This window comes from Bradyrhizobium stylosanthis, assembly GCF_001641335.1.
GTDB lineage: Bacteria > Pseudomonadota > Alphaproteobacteria > Rhizobiales > Xanthobacteraceae > Bradyrhizobium > Bradyrhizobium stylosanthis.
This window is the reverse complement of sequence record NZ_LVEM01000002.1, coordinates 590,354-605,229: the sequence shown is the minus strand read 5'-3', so window position 1 is coordinate 605,229 and position 14,876 is coordinate 590,354. Positions and strand designations below refer to the sequence as shown.

General features: G+C 61.8%; 18 protein-coding genes. 5 read left to right on the top strand and 13 right to left on the bottom strand.

Annotated features, from left to right (window positions below):
* Positions 1 to 98 precede the first annotated feature (98 nt).
* From A7X65_RS14865 to A7X65_RS40590, 3 genes are all read right to left on the bottom strand, one after another.
* Positions 99 to 764 carry an HK97 family phage prohead protease gene (locus A7X65_RS14865; protein WP_063685966.1) on the bottom strand — a complete coding sequence of 222 codons (666 nt, stop codon included), beginning with the start codon at positions 762 to 764 and terminating at the stop codon, positions 99 to 101.
* Positions 761 to 1,330, bottom strand: coding sequence for a hypothetical protein (locus tag A7X65_RS14860; protein WP_156527809.1), 570 nt, complete (start codon positions 1,328 to 1,330; stop codon positions 761 to 763). Before A7X65_RS14860 ends, A7X65_RS14865 begins: the two co-directional genes overlap by 4 nt.
* A gap of 150 nt (positions 1,331 to 1,480) precedes the next feature.
* Entirely contained in the window at positions 1,481 to 3,685 is a 2,205-nt protein-coding gene (locus A7X65_RS40590; protein WP_167358245.1) for an AAA family ATPase, read from the bottom strand.
* 163 nt (positions 3,686 to 3,848) lie between these two features.
* On the opposite strand from A7X65_RS40590, the gene A7X65_RS41700 reads away from it, so the two are divergent.
* Both A7X65_RS41700 and A7X65_RS14850 read left to right on the top strand, forming a co-directional pair.
* The gene (locus A7X65_RS41700) at positions 3,849 to 4,400 is read left to right on the top strand and encodes a hypothetical protein (protein ID WP_156527808.1); all 552 of its coding nucleotides are present in this window, start codon (positions 3,849 to 3,851) and stop codon (positions 4,398 to 4,400) included.
* 543 nt (positions 4,401 to 4,943) lie between these two features.
* The gene (locus A7X65_RS14850; protein ID WP_063685960.1) at positions 4,944 to 5,726 is read left to right on the top strand and encodes an alpha/beta fold hydrolase; all 783 of its coding nucleotides are present in this window, start codon (positions 4,944 to 4,946) and stop codon (positions 5,724 to 5,726) included.
* A 160-nt stretch (positions 5,727 to 5,886) separates the two neighbouring features.
* On the opposite strand, the gene A7X65_RS14845 is transcribed toward A7X65_RS14850, so the two are convergent.
* On the bottom strand, positions 5,887 to 6,096 hold the full coding sequence (locus A7X65_RS14845) for a hypothetical protein (RefSeq protein WP_063685958.1): 210 nt from the start codon (positions 6,094 to 6,096) through the stop codon (positions 5,887 to 5,889).
* Positions 6,097 to 6,190: 94 nt separating this feature from the next.
* Positions 6,191 to 6,634 carry a TspO/MBR family protein gene (locus A7X65_RS14840; RefSeq protein ID WP_082884942.1) on the bottom strand — a complete coding sequence of 148 codons (444 nt, stop codon included), beginning with the start codon at positions 6,632 to 6,634 and terminating at the stop codon, positions 6,191 to 6,193.
* Positions 6,635 to 6,677: 43 nt separating this feature from the next.
* On the opposite strand from A7X65_RS14840, the gene dinB reads away from it, so the two are divergent.
* Together dinB and A7X65_RS14830 are read left to right on the top strand one after the other, a co-directional pair.
* Entirely contained in the window at positions 6,678 to 7,778 is a 1,101-nt protein-coding gene (gene dinB / locus A7X65_RS14835) for a DNA polymerase IV (protein ID WP_063685956.1), read from the top strand.
* A gap of 106 nt (positions 7,779 to 7,884) precedes the next feature.
* Positions 7,885 to 9,297, top strand: coding sequence for a sensor histidine kinase (locus A7X65_RS14830; RefSeq protein WP_063685954.1), 1,413 nt, complete (start codon positions 7,885 to 7,887; stop codon positions 9,295 to 9,297).
* A 47-nt stretch (positions 9,298 to 9,344) separates the two neighbouring features.
* Here the strand turns inward: A7X65_RS14830 and A7X65_RS14825 are convergent, their stop codons facing one another.
* The 3 genes from A7X65_RS14825 to A7X65_RS14815 form a co-directional block, all read right to left on the bottom strand.
* A complete protein-coding gene (locus A7X65_RS14825; protein ID WP_063685952.1) occupies positions 9,345 to 9,638 on the bottom strand; it encodes a hypothetical protein in 294 nt (97 codons plus the stop codon).
* Positions 9,639 to 9,843: 205 nt separating this feature from the next.
* Positions 9,844 to 10,137 carry a DUF1330 domain-containing protein gene (locus A7X65_RS14820; RefSeq protein ID WP_063685950.1) on the bottom strand — a complete coding sequence of 98 codons (294 nt, stop codon included), beginning with the start codon at positions 10,135 to 10,137 and terminating at the stop codon, positions 9,844 to 9,846.
* 25 nt (positions 10,138 to 10,162) lie between these two features.
* Positions 10,163 to 10,852: a DNA-3-methyladenine glycosylase I gene (locus A7X65_RS14815; protein ID WP_063685948.1), complete on the bottom strand. Its 690-nt coding sequence runs from the start codon at positions 10,850 to 10,852 to the stop codon at positions 10,163 to 10,165.
* A gap of 214 nt (positions 10,853 to 11,066) precedes the next feature.
* Between A7X65_RS14815 and A7X65_RS14810 the strand changes: the two genes are divergently transcribed.
* A complete protein-coding gene (locus A7X65_RS14810) occupies positions 11,067 to 11,894 on the top strand; it encodes a metallophosphoesterase family protein (protein ID WP_063685946.1) in 828 nt (275 codons plus the stop codon).
* Here A7X65_RS14810 and A7X65_RS14805 read toward each other — a convergent pair.
* From A7X65_RS14805 to A7X65_RS14785, 5 genes are all read right to left on the bottom strand, one after another.
* Positions 11,833 to 12,318: a Crp/Fnr family transcriptional regulator gene (locus tag A7X65_RS14805; RefSeq protein WP_063685944.1), complete on the bottom strand. Its 486-nt coding sequence runs from the start codon at positions 12,316 to 12,318 to the stop codon at positions 11,833 to 11,835. The two genes, A7X65_RS14810 and A7X65_RS14805, sit on opposite strands and share 62 nt — an antisense overlap.
* A gap of 77 nt (positions 12,319 to 12,395) precedes the next feature.
* Positions 12,396 to 12,938 carry a GNAT family N-acetyltransferase gene (locus A7X65_RS14800; RefSeq protein ID WP_063685942.1) on the bottom strand — a complete coding sequence of 181 codons (543 nt, stop codon included), beginning with the start codon at positions 12,936 to 12,938 and terminating at the stop codon, positions 12,396 to 12,398.
* 121 nt (positions 12,939 to 13,059) lie between these two features.
* A complete protein-coding gene (locus A7X65_RS14795; protein WP_063685940.1) occupies positions 13,060 to 13,800 on the bottom strand; it encodes a di-trans,poly-cis-decaprenylcistransferase in 741 nt (246 codons plus the stop codon).
* A gap of 30 nt (positions 13,801 to 13,830) precedes the next feature.
* Positions 13,831 to 14,205, bottom strand: a complete 375-nt coding sequence (locus tag A7X65_RS14790; protein ID WP_063685938.1) for a winged helix-turn-helix domain-containing protein — start codon at positions 14,203 to 14,205, stop codon at positions 13,831 to 13,833.
* Complete coding sequence (locus tag A7X65_RS14785; RefSeq protein WP_063685936.1) at positions 14,192 to 14,809, bottom strand: hypothetical protein; 618 nt, start codon at positions 14,807 to 14,809, stop codon at positions 14,192 to 14,194. The genes A7X65_RS14790 and A7X65_RS14785 overlap by 14 nt, the downstream gene beginning before the upstream one ends.
* Between the last annotated feature and the right edge of the window lie 67 nt (positions 14,810 to 14,876).

The following is a 14,876-nucleotide window of genomic DNA, read 5'->3' as shown; positions in this document are numbered from 1 at the left end:
ATGGACAACCGGTGACGGGGTGTTGAACCCCGTCACCGTGCCGCCGCGCTCACATCGGGATGCTGCGAGCGCTAGACCGCCGCTGACTAAGGTCCGAATCAGTGGCGGTCATCCTTGAGAGATTCGGCGACTTTCTCAAGAGCACGCATTACGTCACGCGCGGCACCATCACTCAGTATTTTGAGCGTATTGGAGTCTGTCTCCAAAGATCGGGCTTCGTCGGCATCGACCAAACTACAGAATGCGGGCTTGCAAGCCCCGCTCCTTACCAAGCTGATTTCGTGCAGGGTGGCGCTCTTCACCATTTTGACGCGGATGCCATCAACTTCGACAAAGTCCCCTCGCATAGTCACTCCGACGGATAACGCGGTGCGTTCGCCACTCTTCACCGTGTCGTATGCTTTCCGCCGCGCCGGATCATTTCCAATCACAAGGCGCATTGCCAGGCCATGATCATCGCAGTGGAGCTGTAGACCGCTCAACGTTGTTGCAATTACCTCGCCTTCGTCGTGGTCAAACAGAAGGCGCTTAGGCTCACCCCACATCGGATTCCTAATCGCGTGGGGCAGGAAGTAGAAATACTTATCGCCCTGCTCGATTAGGGAGCGCCACCGTAGCGCATAGCCCTGCAAATGCTGCCGGGCCTCATCGCCCGGTGCGCTGATAGCGACCGACTTACCGTCAACAGCCGAAACAAACCCGCCGCCACCGTACTCCAGATCAAATGGACCGCCCGCCGCAATCTCGTAGTCCCGCTTGATCATCGCTCGAACTCCTTCGGCAGAGAACGAAGATAACCCGCGCCTACGCACTCACGGAGAAACGCAGCCAGATCGCTACTCGGATCATCAGGCAAGCCGAGGAAATCGGGCTCGATTTCGAAAATGCTATGCAGTTGAAGCCCTTGGCTCAGCATCGCACGCTTGATTGAAAAGATGTCGTTCCAGGCCGCGTGAACATCGCAGATTAATGGAGCGAGCTTCTTCATTCCTCGCTGGTAATGGGGTCGCATTTCATCGCTGATGGCTCGCGACGCCGCTTTGCGTTCCGCTTGAACACGCGCAAGCTGTGCTTTCTCAGCGTCTTCCAGAGCATGCAACTCTCTCAGAGCTTTCTTTAGCTCAGCGTCGAAATCCGGCAGTGCTTCTCCCCGCACAACCCGCTCAGCGTCGGCCGCGCGCTCCTCCGCGGTCGGCCCTGATCGGACACGGTCGTTAAGTTGACGCGCACGCCGTTCGGCTTCCTGCTTACGGCGCGTCATTTCCTCTGCACGCGCCATTTCTTCACGTAGCTGAGGGCTGTATTCGAGAACGTTGGGTACTTTGGTCACCGTTGTTAGTTCCTTTTGCGGTCATAGAGAAGCCGCTGCGACCGCTGCGCACGGTCACATCGATTTGCCTTAATGCTTGATACGATCGAGCCACCACACCACCACCATCCGCCTTATAGATATAAGGCGGTGGTGGGGTGTCGGGGTGGATTAGGAATCACCACTCCCCACCCCACCCTGTGGGTGGTGGGGCTCTGGTGCGACTTCGAACATGGGCCGCTGCCGTCCCTTGTCCGACTTCCGTTCGACCACGACGAAATGCCCGGCCTTCACTAGGGCCTTCATCAATCGTCCAATCTTGCGCTTGTCCCCCTTCGGGTCCAGTCCAAGAACCTCGCCGAAGACTCTCCCGGCCCAATCCTTCGCCTGGTGATTGTCTCCATGGGCAGCCAAGCCTATAAGCCGCTTGATATCATCCAATTGCTCTTTGGTGACCTCATCAGCCGTGGCCGCTTCGGACGGCCATTGCCATTTCTCCACGACGCCAACGCTGTCGCCTGCCGACCATTTCGTGCCGTTCCCAAGATCAACTGAAACGATCCGGTACCAGTCTGCCCGCCCCGACCGCTTCGACATGTTTGATTTAACGTTTGTCACCCGGAAGTAGGAGAACCGATCCTTAGGGTCGATGCCCGCCTTTTCGGCCTCCTTCTCGCTCATGGTGTTGATCGCCCGCACCGCACGCGCCTTATCCTTCAGCGCTCCAGCACCGCGACCGGAATCTGCCGTTACCTCGCTTTTTCCGTCCCCGGACGCTTTATTGATGTGATGGACTAGTTCAACCGAAGCATTCGCTTCGTTCGCGATACGAGCGAATTGATTCGCCACTTGCTGAATCTTATTGTTGTCGTTTTCCTCGACTTCATGAGTTGACACGAACGGATCAATGATCAGGACATCAATCCGTTTGTCCTTCATTTCAGCGATCAGCGATTTCACAACCGGCTCAACAATCCTCGTGTCCCTTCCTTGCTGAGTCATCACCACAAGCGGTTGGTCACGTCCCGAATCCATGAATAGGTTTTCATTCAGAATGCGTGGATCAATACCGTGGTGCAACGCGGCGGCTGTTACGCGCCGCTGCATCTCGTCGTAAGGGTCTTCGAGATTGAGGTACCAAGCTCTGAGCGGCGGACTTGCACAGATCATTCCCAACAAATCGGTCACTTCCAGGGACGATTTACCTCCTCCTCCACCCCCGAACGTTGCTGAAACGTATCGCCGAATGAAATGACCCCCGTATAGGTTATCACGGCGAGGCAGCGTCGCAGGGTCTTGATAAACAAAGGGCGACGCGGTTACGCCGTTTGAGCCTTCTCGCTTTTCTCGCCTTCTCCTAGCATTGTCTACAAACGCCTTTGCAGCGCGTGCGTTTTCTTCGCGCTCGGCCTCTCTCGGCAGAATGAATTTGTTCCAGCATCGCTCCGCATCGGCAACCAGCTCCGCCTCGCTGCGATATCGGTGTTTCCAAGCGCCACCGTGGCTGAGACATAGTGAAATCGTCTGGTCGAGAGTGAGTCCTTCAAAGGCGCAATGTTCGAACACGCTGGCTGCGTGTTCCGACCTGTCAGACCCTCCATCCGACACCACAGAAGCACGCAGAATATCGCTCGCGCGATCCCAAAGCGGGCCACTATCGACTTGACCGGAGAAGCGCTCGTCAAATATTGCCTCGGCCTGCGGCGCTCTTACGAAATCCGACAGGCTTTCTGATAGTTGAGAACCGCTGTAAACGCGACCTTGGAACGGTTCTTTCAGACGTACTGCGAATGGTTCAGCGCTGCGCCCTCGCGCGAGCTTCGTCTTAGTCGGCCAGTTCAGTGTGCCGGGGATACGCCAGACATGAGATATGTCAGCCGTCCCATGATCAGAGCCACTAGCCTTCTTCAGCGCGATAGCGAGCGGCTTAGCCTCTTCGGGCGATAGCGGCTCATCAAAAAGGATGACCTGTTGAGAATTGCCTGGTGAAGTCTCGACCACATAGCTCGGCTCAATCGGCATTTCGCCGATCTTGTTTGTGTCAGCGTCCATATCCGCAACCAAGCCAAGCACCGCGACCACGTCTGCTTCGCTACCCTTCTTTCCGCGTGGCAGACCACGGCGCATCACGCAAAGCGGCATGTAAACGTTGGCGCCCGGAGTTTCGGAGTGCGCCGCAATCGCTTCGATAGTGTCATTCACGTTCCCGATGTTGTGGTGTGTGACAACACCTGGTTGCTCTTCGTGGAAGGCAGAGACGACTAACTTTCCGTCTACCCCGCTGGCCATCTTATGAATCAACTTTACATAGGCGGCCGCAGCTCCGTCTTGAGCCGTGGTTTGGTTTGCGGAAGGCGATCTTTTGTTTTGGTTCATGGCCGCATGTCGCATCGCTTGGTTGTCTACGTCGCTCGAAATGGTTCTGAGCATCGCTCTACGAGCGCTTCATAAGTGCGGAAGCGGCAACTTGTTGGCTAATTCTGAATTGTCTGGCTTTCTGCGTTAGCTTGAAGGAAACTTTCGAAGCCAGCGAGGAACAATGAAGATTGAGGTCCCCGACGCTTTGCACTCCACCGTTAGCACAATGTTGATTGAAGCTATGGCTGGATGGCGCAATGATTCTAGGGCGGATGTTCGCCGCGTCTACCGGCTGTTGCAACGCGCTCTTATGAGTCGGCTCAAGCGATGGAAGGCCGACCAAGTTACTGTGATCGTCGGCATTCAAAGAGACTATCTCAATGAGCGCAATTCCGAAGTCATCCGCAGATTAGATTACTTGACGAGTAAACCATTCCGCGAGGTCGCCAAAGAACTCGCTGCGGGCAACAATTGGCGTATTGAACACGTCAAAAAGCCAAGAAGGGTCGAGCGAATAGCGATCTATCTAGGCAACGGGAGCCAACTTCTGGATGCCAATGCAGACCGCCCACTGTCGCGAACGAAGGCGTTCAACGTACTGGCGAGCCAATGGGGTCTTGGGACGTACAACGTTAAGCACATCAACTATCAAAGGCATATATCATGCAACATCAACCGCCCCGGTGAAGCGAAAGCTGCTAACAACCGAAGGAGAACAAGTGCCGCCGATTAGGATGCTAGCTTTAGCAGACAGCGCTACTCGTCTCGTTGGCAACGCCAGCATTTCGTTTTATCCGACTGTCTTCAGCCTTGTTGCCCCGGTCACACTCCTGTCACAGCACCGGCTGCGCAGCAGCCAGTTGCACGGAGGCGCCGTTTCCAGTATCATTGATTTTGCAGCGATTTTTCGTGTTGCTGGATAGAGCGTTGCCCTCCGAAGGCAAAGGTCACACGTTCGAATCGTGTCGGGTGCGCCACTTCGGTACAAAACCGGGCCCTCCAAAAATTTCCCAATTCTGCGTCGGGCGACGTCGGTCGCACCGCTGCTCGTTATTCGTCACCGCTTAGGCCTGGAGCAGGCACAGAGACCTCTCCGGCTGGCCTCGGCGCAGCAAAGAACCGCATGGGATCTCCGGCAGGAATGCTGCGTGGGGGGCCGCAGCATGATCGCTGCCGCGGCGGAGCCGTCGTGCCCATCTTTATCAGTCGCGCGGCGCCGGTTAGATTGAGCCTCGTCAGAGACGCCTGGACGTGTCCGTGAATATGGAGATGACCCATGAAGCTCGCGCATGACGGCATCCAGCTCTCCTTCGACACCGCCGGTGCGGGACCGCTTCAATTCCTGTTCGTCCATGGCCTTGGTGGGGATCGCACGCATTTCGCGCCGCAGATGGAGTATTTCGCCCGTCAAGGTCGGGCGTTGAATGCCGAGCTGCGGGGGCATGGCGAGAGCGACAAGCCCCAACAGGCGTATTCGATCGAAGGCTTCGCCGACGATCTCGTCTTTCTCTGCAACAGCCAGCAGATCACAAAGCCGGTCATCGTGGGGCAGAGCATGGGTGGCAACATGGCGCTCGAAATCGCCGCCCGCTATCCGGACTTTCCTGCAGGCCTGGTGCTGCTCGATTCAGGGGTGCTCTTCCCTGCTTCGGCAGGGGCGCTGTTCGCCGAATATCTGGAGGGTTTAAAGGGCGCGAATTTTACGGACGAGGTGCGGAAAATTGTAGCGGACTCCTGTCTGCCAACCGACCGATGCCGCCCGCATGTCGAACAGACCTTTCTGGCGACGCCACAGCACGTGCTGGTGTCCACGTTTACAAGTCTGTTTCCATGGGATGTGCATCGGGCGCGTGAGTGCGCCGAGGCGTGCCGGGTCCCGGTGCTCTACATCGAAGCGGCCCACCGGCTCGCGGATCTCGATCGTTTCGCGGTGCTTTGCCCGCAACTGGTCACGGCTAAGGCCGTCGGCTCCGGGCATTTCCTGTCGCTGGAAGTGCCGGAGCAGATCAACCCGATGATCGACCGGTTCATCTCGCTCTACGTGAGGGGCGGCCAGTAAGCTTCATCGTGGCCGGGCAGTGAATGGCAATTGGCGGCCTGACGTGCGTGCGGACATGTTCGCGTGTCGCCGAGTGCCATATCATGGTGCCACGGAAGCATTGGGGCCTATCTTCAACGTCCGTGGCACGCCAGTCCTCTCGCCGTATTCACACCGGCATCTATGTCAGCATCGAGATGATCGTCTGGATCTGGTCGGTGGCAACCGTCACCAGTCCGTCATATGACGTGTGGCCATGCGCGGCGGCGTTCAGGATGCATTCGGCGACAGCCGCTTTCAAGCCGAATACCGATTGATGGGCCGGCACGCTCGCCATCACGGTCTCGAGGGCCTGGCGCATCGTCTGAACGAGTTCGGAGCTGTATTGCATGGTCTGTCCTCCGCACACTCATATGGCGCTGCACGCGTGGACCTGCCACTCACAAGCCTGAGACTGTGCTTTGAACCAATCGAAACTCAAAACCTCAATTCAAACGCCAGATCGCCGCATTGAGCGTGCCGGCGAAGGCGACCCACGCCGCGTAGGGCACGAACAACGCGGCGGCCAGCTTGTCGCGTGACGTCTCGAGAAGGATGTAGGCCACGATCGTCATGAAGAGCCCGACGAGGATGACGAGCGCGGCTCCGATCTGGTGCATCGTGAACATCACGGGCGACCAGGCGAAATTGAGCGCGAGCTGCGCAAACCAGACCCACATCGCCTTGCCGGATGGGTCGCGACGGAAGGTCCGCCAGCCCGCAACGGCGATCATGATGTAGAGGATGGTCCAGGCCACCGGAAACGCCCAGTTCGGCGGCACGAAGCCCGGCTTGGCGAGGCTCGCATACCACGCCCCGGGAAGATTGGTCGCGCCGATCAGCCAGCCGATGCCGACCACGCCCACGACGAAGACCAGCAACTGAACCATCCATCACCTCGCGCATCTCGTTGCACAATTGTATCATCATTCCATGAGCGATTCCGGCACGGTCACGGGCGACGCCGCGCCCGTGCGCAAGATCATCCATATCGACATGGATGCCTTCTATGCGTCCGTGGAACAGCGCGACAATCCGGAGCTGCGCGGCAAGCCGGTCGCGGTCGGCGGCTCGGCGGAACGCGGCGTCGTCGCAGCCGCCAGCTACGAGGCCCGCAAGTTTGGTGTTCGCTCGGCGATGCCGTCGGTCACGGCGAAGCGGCAGTGTCCCGAGCTGATCTTCGTCAAGCCGCGCTTCGAGGTCTACAAGGCGATCTCCAGGCAAATCCGCGAGATCTTCGCCGAGCACACGCCCGTCATCGAGCCGCTGTCGCTGGACGAAGCCTATCTCGACGTGACGGAGAACCTGCAAGGCATCCCGCTGGCGCGGGACGTCGCATTGCGGATCCGGGAGAAGATCGAGGCCGAGACCGGCCTCAACGCCTCGGCCGGCATCTCCTACAACAAGTTTCTGGCAAAGCTCGCCTCCGATCACCGCAAGCCCAACGGCCAGTTCGTGATCTCGCCGGAGATGGGGCCGGCATTCGTCGAGACGCTGCCGGTCGGCAAGTTTCACGGCATCGGCCCGGCGACGGCTGCGAAGATGAATGCGCTCGGCCTGTTCACCGGCCTCGACATCCGCAACCAGACGCTGGAGTTCATGAACGCGAATTTCGGCAAGTCGGGTGCGTATTATTACTGGATCTCGCGCGGCGTCGACGAGCGGCCGGTCCGGGCCAACCGGATCCGCAAGTCGATCGGTGCGGAGACCACCTTCTCGACGGACCTCGACGCCTTCGACGCGCTGGCGGCCGAGCTCAGGCCTCTCGTCGACAAGGTCTGGCGCCATTGCGAGACCACCGGCAACCGCGGCCGCACCGTCACGCTGAAGATCAAGTTCGCCGATTTCGAGATCATCACGCGGAGCAGGTCCGTCACCTCCGCGGTCGCAGGCCGGGACGAGCTGGAGCGGCTGGCCTGCGGCCTGCTCGAAATCGAGATGCCGCTGCCCAAGCGCGTCAGGCTGCTGGGCGTATCGCTGTCCTCCCTTCAGGATGGGGACGATGCGGAGCCGCAGCTGACACTGGGCATTTGAACCGGCCCCTGCCGGCCCCGGCAAACGCGACATCTTTGTCCGCGACGCGGGCTGCCGACCTGTCGTAGAGACAGCGGATATCTTTTCTTTTGCCATTGATGCTGGAATGCTTGCCTTATTGATACGCTTGGGATTGCGCTTCGAAGACCGGATCGAGGAGCGGCGGTTCGTCGACCAATATGTCCGGGGCAGCCTCGGGTGGACGCAGATCGCGATGCTGCTCGGCGCCGCCACCTATGCCGGCTACACGCTGTGGGATTGGGTGCTCTACCCCGAAGTGGTCCCGACCACGCTTGCGATCCGCGGCGGCACCGCCCTGTTCATCCTGCTGCCGCTGACCGCGCTGCTGTCGCGGCGGTGGATGAAGCCGTGGGCGGAGACCATCTTCCTCGTCTATTGCGTCATTCCCGGCTGCATCCTGCCCAGCATCTACCTGGTGCTGCCGTCGGGCTTCACCTTCGCTGCGCCCGGCATGATGATGATCATCCTGTTCGTCTCGACCATGCTGCCGTTGCGGATCGGCTCGCTGGCGATCTTCTGCCTGCTGTCCTGGGTGGCGCTGATCGTCGCCGAGACGTTCGCGCCGGCGCTGCCGATGGGCCTGCGCTTCATCAACCACTCCCTGGTCGGAAACGCCTACGCACTGTCCCTCTATGCGGTGGCTGCGCGCGAGTACCGGGCGCGAAAGCAGTTCCGGACATCCGAGGCGCTGCAACGGGAAAAGGAGCGCTCGGAGAAATCGCTGCGCGATCTGCGTGCGACCCAGGAGCACCTCGTGCAGGCCGAAAAGCTCGCCTCGCTCGGGCAATTGGTGGCGGGCGTCGCTCACGAGGTCAGCACCCCGCTCGGGCTCGCACTGACGACCTCGACGACGATGCAGGCCGACCTGCAGGCCATGGCGGACGCATTGAATGGAGCGTCTGTGCGGCGGTCCGATCTCACCAGGGGAATTGACCGGCTGAGACTGGGGCTCGACCTGACCTTCGACAATCTGCACCGCGCATCCGAGATGGTGCACAGCTTCCGGCAGGTCGCAGTCAACCAGGCCGACGAGGACCGGCGCACGTTCGAGCTCAGGGATTGGCTGTCGGAGCTGATGTCCAAATTGGGACCGCTGCTGTCGCACCATGCCCTGGCGGTCGACGTCGCGTGTCCGCCGGGAATCAGGCTCAACAGCTATCCGGGTGCACTCGCGCAGGTGATCAGCAACCTCGCGCTCAACACCGCCGGGCACGCCTACCCGGACAAGCAAGGCGGCCGGTTTGCGATCGCGGTCAGCCAGCCAGAACCGAAATCGGTTCGCCTCCTCTGCACCGATGACGGCATCGGCATCCCCGACGAGTTGCAGGCGCACATCTTCGATCCGTTCGTCACGACTGGCCGCGAACGCGGCAACGCCGGCCTTGGTCTGCACATCGCGTTCAATCTGGTCGCGTCATCGCTCAACGGCCGCCTGCGGCTCGAAAGCAAGACGGGGCCGGGAACTCGGATCGCCATCGAGATCCCGGTCGAAGCGTGACAGTGACGGGCCGTTCAAGCCCGCCACCGGCAGTCCTAGCGGACCGCTCAATGCTTCATATGCTCGAACACCACGATCACGCCGGTCGGCTCGGGCTCGTGCGCCATCAGGCGCGTCAAATCCGCATCGCTCCAGTCGGCGAGACTGACGACCTCGCCGCTCTGGCGATCCACGCCCGGCGACGGAGTTGGCTCGAGGACCTTCAGTCCCATCTCGTCGACGAAGAAGGTGTGCTCGCCGAACATGCTGTGGAGCTGGGGCATCGCCGGATGCTCGTCGGGCAGCACCTGGGCGCCGAGCTGGTTGACGGTCTGCTTGACCTGTTCGGATGTAAGCTTCATGCGCTGCTCCGTTGCTGTCGTATCGGGTTTCATTGAGATGAGCCGGAGCGAGCGTTCCCTGCGCCCGTGTTCGCCTGGCTCAACTCCCGAACGGGTGCTGCGCACAAATGTTCCTGTGAAATGTTTTTCGTGATCGCGCGTTGCATCTGCCGCGCTCGCGGCACGAGATCGCCACACGAAGTGCACGATCTCGCGCCGTAGGACGCTATTCGGCGGCTTCGACGATCCGGATGTCGCGGTCGGCGCCGTCGCCGAGCAGATCGTGCGCGGCTTTGTAGGCCGGGCTCTCATAGGCCGCCCTGGCGCTCGCGACGCTGTCGAACTCGATGAGGACGACGCGTTCCATCTGGCCATGCTCGAAAGCAGCCGCCGGCATGCCGCGCGCGAGCACGCGGCCGCCAGCCGCTTCGATGGCCGGACGTGACAGTTTTGCGTAGGCCGCCATGGCGTCGGGATTCTTGATCGCGCGGTAGGTGGCAACCCAATAGGCTTTGGCCATTGTTGTTCTCCTGGTTTTTCGTGGCTTAGTGTTCGCTGCGGTTCTCGCCGACCGACAGCGCGCAGATCCTTGACAGATAGGTGTAGGGCAGACCGGTCTCCTCCGCCCAGGCGTTGAATTGCGCCTGCACTTTCGCGAGGTCGCCCTTGGACTTCACCTCTTCGGCGATATCGAGGCCGGCATCGCGCAGGCAGGCAACGACATCCCTGGAGGTGACGAAACCGTCCCAGCCGACGAAGCGCAGCAGCATCTGGCCGGTATTGCCTCCCAAGCGGCTGCCGCGCTTGGTGAGGAGGTCGAGCAGGCCGACCTCGTTGGCGGCCGGCCATTGCGCCAGAAATTTGCCGAAGCTGCCGTGCTCTTTGGCTATCTCCTGAATGAAGGCGGCATTGTCGCGCACCGACATGATCTTGGCGCCGTTGCGCACGATGCGGGCGTCCCGCAGCAGGCCTTCCCAATAGTCCTCGGGCTGGAAAGTCAGCTTGGCCGGCTGGAAACGCAGGAAGGCCGCTTCGAAGCCGTCCCATTTCGAATCGATCACGCTCCAGGCAAAGCCCGCGCAAAACACCCGCTTCGTCATCTCGGCGAGGATGCGGTCGTCGCCGAGCTTCGCCAGACGCTTCAGGTCGGGCTTGTCGGGCATCAGCTTTTCCAGCGCCTTGGGCCCGCCCTTGCGCTTCTCGGCACGGGCACGAATGGTCTTGAAGGAGGTCATGTGGACACGGCTGTTGAGGAGCGGTCACGACAGCAGAATTCGGCGATCCGGTCCAGCCTTCGCGGTTGCCGGGCCCCTCTTGCGCTCCACGACGCGCCGCAGCATGCTGCCGCTCGTTGGATTGACGCGACGGGGCAGCCGGGCTGGTCTGCTTCTTGCTTTATGTCGTTTGGAATTCCCTGACATTTTTTGATCTCTCGCCAACGGATTTCCAATGCGCTGCCTGGTCGTCGCCGACCTGCACTATTCATTGCCGCAGCTCGACTGGCTGGTCAGCGCGGCACCGCAATTCGACCTCCTGATCTTCGCCGGCGATGCCCTCGACATCGGCTCGATGGTCGATTTTCGCGCGCAGATCGTGGTGGTGAAAAAATACCTCGCGCTGCTGGCTGCAAAGACCCGCGTGATCCTCTGCTCGGGTAATCACGACCTCGACGAGCGCAATGCCGAGGGCGAGAAGATCTCGCGCTGGATCTCGGAGGTGCGCGACCTCGGCATCGCCTGCGACGGCGACAGCGTGACCATCGGCGACACCCTGTTCACGGTCTGCCCGTGGTGGGACGGACCGCTGGTGAAGCAGCGCCTCGTCGAGCAGTTGCGCGAGGCCGCAGCCATCCGGCCGCCACGCTGGATCTGGGCCCACCATGCGCCGCCGGCGGAATCACCGACGAGCTGGGGCGGCAAGCGCTTCTTCGGCGATGTCGAGCTGGTGCAGTGGATCATGCAGTACCAGCCGTCGATGGTGATCTCGGGCCATGTGCATCAATCGCCCTTCATCGCCAATGGATCGTGGTTCGACCGGCTGGGCCAGAGCTGGGTCTTCAACACCGGCCTGCAACCCGGCCGTCCCCCGACCTACATCGTGCTGGATCTCGATGCGGACAAGGCGTTCTGGCTGGCGGCAGGCGAAGCGCAGTGGATCGACCTTGCTGCGCCGCTGAAGCGGCCCGCCGCTCCGATCGAGACGCCGCCCGACTGGCTCACATCCTTGGATCAGATTGCCGATCCGAGCCTGGCGAGACCTCAAGTGGCGGCAGGTTGATCATGCTCTGAAGCACCTCGCCGACCATGGCCAGATGCGTGCCATGTCCGGCATATTGCCGCTTGAGGTCGGCAAGATAAGTGTTGGCGACGTTGAGCCGCTGCGCCAGCATTTTGGCAATCAGCAGCGCGATGCCCGGCTCGCGCTTGAGGAACGAGGCGGCGTCCTCGAACTCGTAGATGACGGCATCGGAGCAGGCCCGCACCGTCGCGGTATGCGGCTGGCCCAGCAGCACGGACATCTCGCCGAGGATCGCGCCGGGCTCGGTGACGGTGGCGACCACCATCTCGCCCTTGAGCACCTCGAGCTTGCCCTGCATCAGCACGTAGAGATGGCCGCTGGTGCCGCCCTCGGTGACGATGAGCGTGCCGGCTGCGACCTGCCGTTCCGTTCCGCCGGTGCAATAATCCAGGACTGCGCGCATCTTGCGAAAGCTCCAATCGCCGGGGATACCAGCGTAGAACTAGAGCACGATCCGTGCCAGGCGGCAAATCAACACCGCTACGGCTGGCGCGAGAGGCGCTTGGCGAGATGAACCGACTGCCAGTCGCCGAATCCGGTATCGCTGTATCCGGCTTTCCTCGCCAGGCCACGCATCTCCGCATTGGTCCGCGCCGTCTCGCCGGCGATCATCTCGTGGCCGAGATCGATCGCCCGCGTCTCCATCGCGTTCAGCATCTGCAAGCCGAAGCCCATGCGCTGGAAGGCATCGGCGACCGAGATGGCGAACTCGCCGTGCCGCGCGGCGGCATCGTAGGCATAGTGCGTCTCGCCGATAATCGTTCGCCGCCCCGCCTGCCTGAACTCGGCGAACAACGTGAAATGATCGGGACGATCGGTCTTCGCCAGGCATTGGGCCGCAACGACGGCGAGATCGGCACGCGCGCCCATGAAACGCTTGTTGCGCGATGTCGGCGACAAATCGCTGAAATAGACCGACAGGCTCTCCACATCGGATGCGCTGGCGGTCCTGATGCAGACCACACCGTCCGCTTCGGCCAGTTCAACCGGCCGGATGACGGCCTCCAGAAACAGCTGTGACATGCGTGACGCTCTCGGCAGGTTGCGGAGACCGCACACCTAACCGAGACCGCGCACTGCCGGCTTGGACATCGCTGCCAATCATGCGGCCGGAAACGAACAGATCGCTTCCCTGTGCCGTGCGTCACACACGGGAGAGCGACGGCACCTCGTCCGGCAGGATGGCCTGCAGGCCACCGAAGCGGCGCTCGCGATTGTGGAAGGCGGAAAGCGCCTCGGCGAGATCGCCGCCATCGAATTCGGGCCACATCCGCTCGGTGAAGTGCAGCTCGGCGTAAGCGCCTTCCCAGAGCAGGAAGTCGGACAGGCGCTTCTCGCCCGAGGTGCGGATGATGAGGTCGACATCGCGCAAGCCCGGTTCGCCCGTGACGAGCTGCGAGAACGCCTCGCGGGTCAGGCTGGTCAACGCCGCCGCCTTCGCCGCCGCGTTGAGGATGGCGTCGCGCGCGGAATAGTCGACGGCGATGCGCACATGCAGCGTGTTGCCCTGCGCGGTCGCCTCTTCGGCGCGCGCGATCGCGTTGGCGATACCGTCAGGCAGGCGGTCGCGGCGGCCGATCACGGACAGGCGCACGCCGTTCCTGACGAGGCTCTGCACCTCGTTGGCGAGATAGAAGCGCAGCAGGGTCATCAGCGCGGCGACCTCGGCCTTGGGCCTGCGCCAATTGTCGGTGGAGAAGGCATAGAGCGTCAGCGTGCCGATGCCCTGCTTCGGCGCGGCCTCGACGATGCGGCGGATGGTTTCGACCCCGGCTTCGTGGCCGCGCACGCGCGACAGGCCGCGCCGCGTGGCCCATCTGCCGTTGCCGTCCATGATGATGCCGACATGAAGCTTCTCGTTGCGGGACGTGATGTCACTTTGCATTGCAAAGTCTCCGGTCAAAAAAGGGGAGGATCAGGTCGAGACGATGCCGAGGCGGCCGAGCGGCGGCGCCTCGCGGCCGGCGGCCTTGGCGGCGTCGCGCACCAGCCGTTCGAGCACGGCGAGATAATCGAGGAAGCGGCGCCGGCCGGCCTTGGTCAGGCGGCAGGTGGTGTGCGGGCGATTGCCCTCGTAGCCCTTGGTGACCTCGACAAGGCCGGCCTCCTGGAGCACGGCGAGGTGCCGGCTGAGGTTGCCGTCGGTGAGGCCGCAGAGCTGCTTGAGGTCGGCGAACGCCAGCCCCTTGGGATGGGCCATCAGCGAGGTCAGGAGCCCAAGCCTCGCCTTCTCGTGGATCACGCGGTCGAGCCCTTCATAGGAGAAGGGTGCGCTCTCAGTCTTCGACATCGTTGTCTCCGGACGCGAAAAACAGAATGCCCGCCATCACCGACTGCCCGATCACGAAAGGCAGCCCCATGGTCCATGGCGACAGCGTATGGGTGCGGCTCGCGAGCACGACGACCGCGAAGCCGGACACGAAGTACCAGGCTCCGGCGAGCGCGACGGTGCGCGGCAGCGAACGGACCGAGGCGAAGATGCCGAGCGACACCAGAATCTGCCAGAGCCCTGGCAACAGCCACAGCGTCTCGCTCGCGAACTTCCACATCACCACCGCAAGCAGCACGCCGGCAACGCCCGCGGGCAGGAATTGCTCGACGGCCTGGTGGATCATGGCGTCGGCGAGGCCGGAATGATGACGACGCGAGCGCGCGCGCATCTCGATCCCGATCATCAGGCCGGACAACACGGCGGCGACGAGCCAGCCGAAGAAGAAGCCGACCGGCTCGCTGGTGGGATCGCCGAGCAGCCAGAATTGCAGGCTCGCGGTGAGCAGCGCGACGGCGCCGGTCGCCGCCATCGTGGCCGGGCCATAACCACGAAACGCGGTGCCGGCCGCGATCTGGCTGCGGATCGCCACGATGTCAGCCAGTGCCTTGTCGAGATCGCGCATCGGCAACGCCAAAACCTCGCTCCGCCACGTTTTTCGGCGGTCGCCCGCCCCGTCACTTTGTATCGCA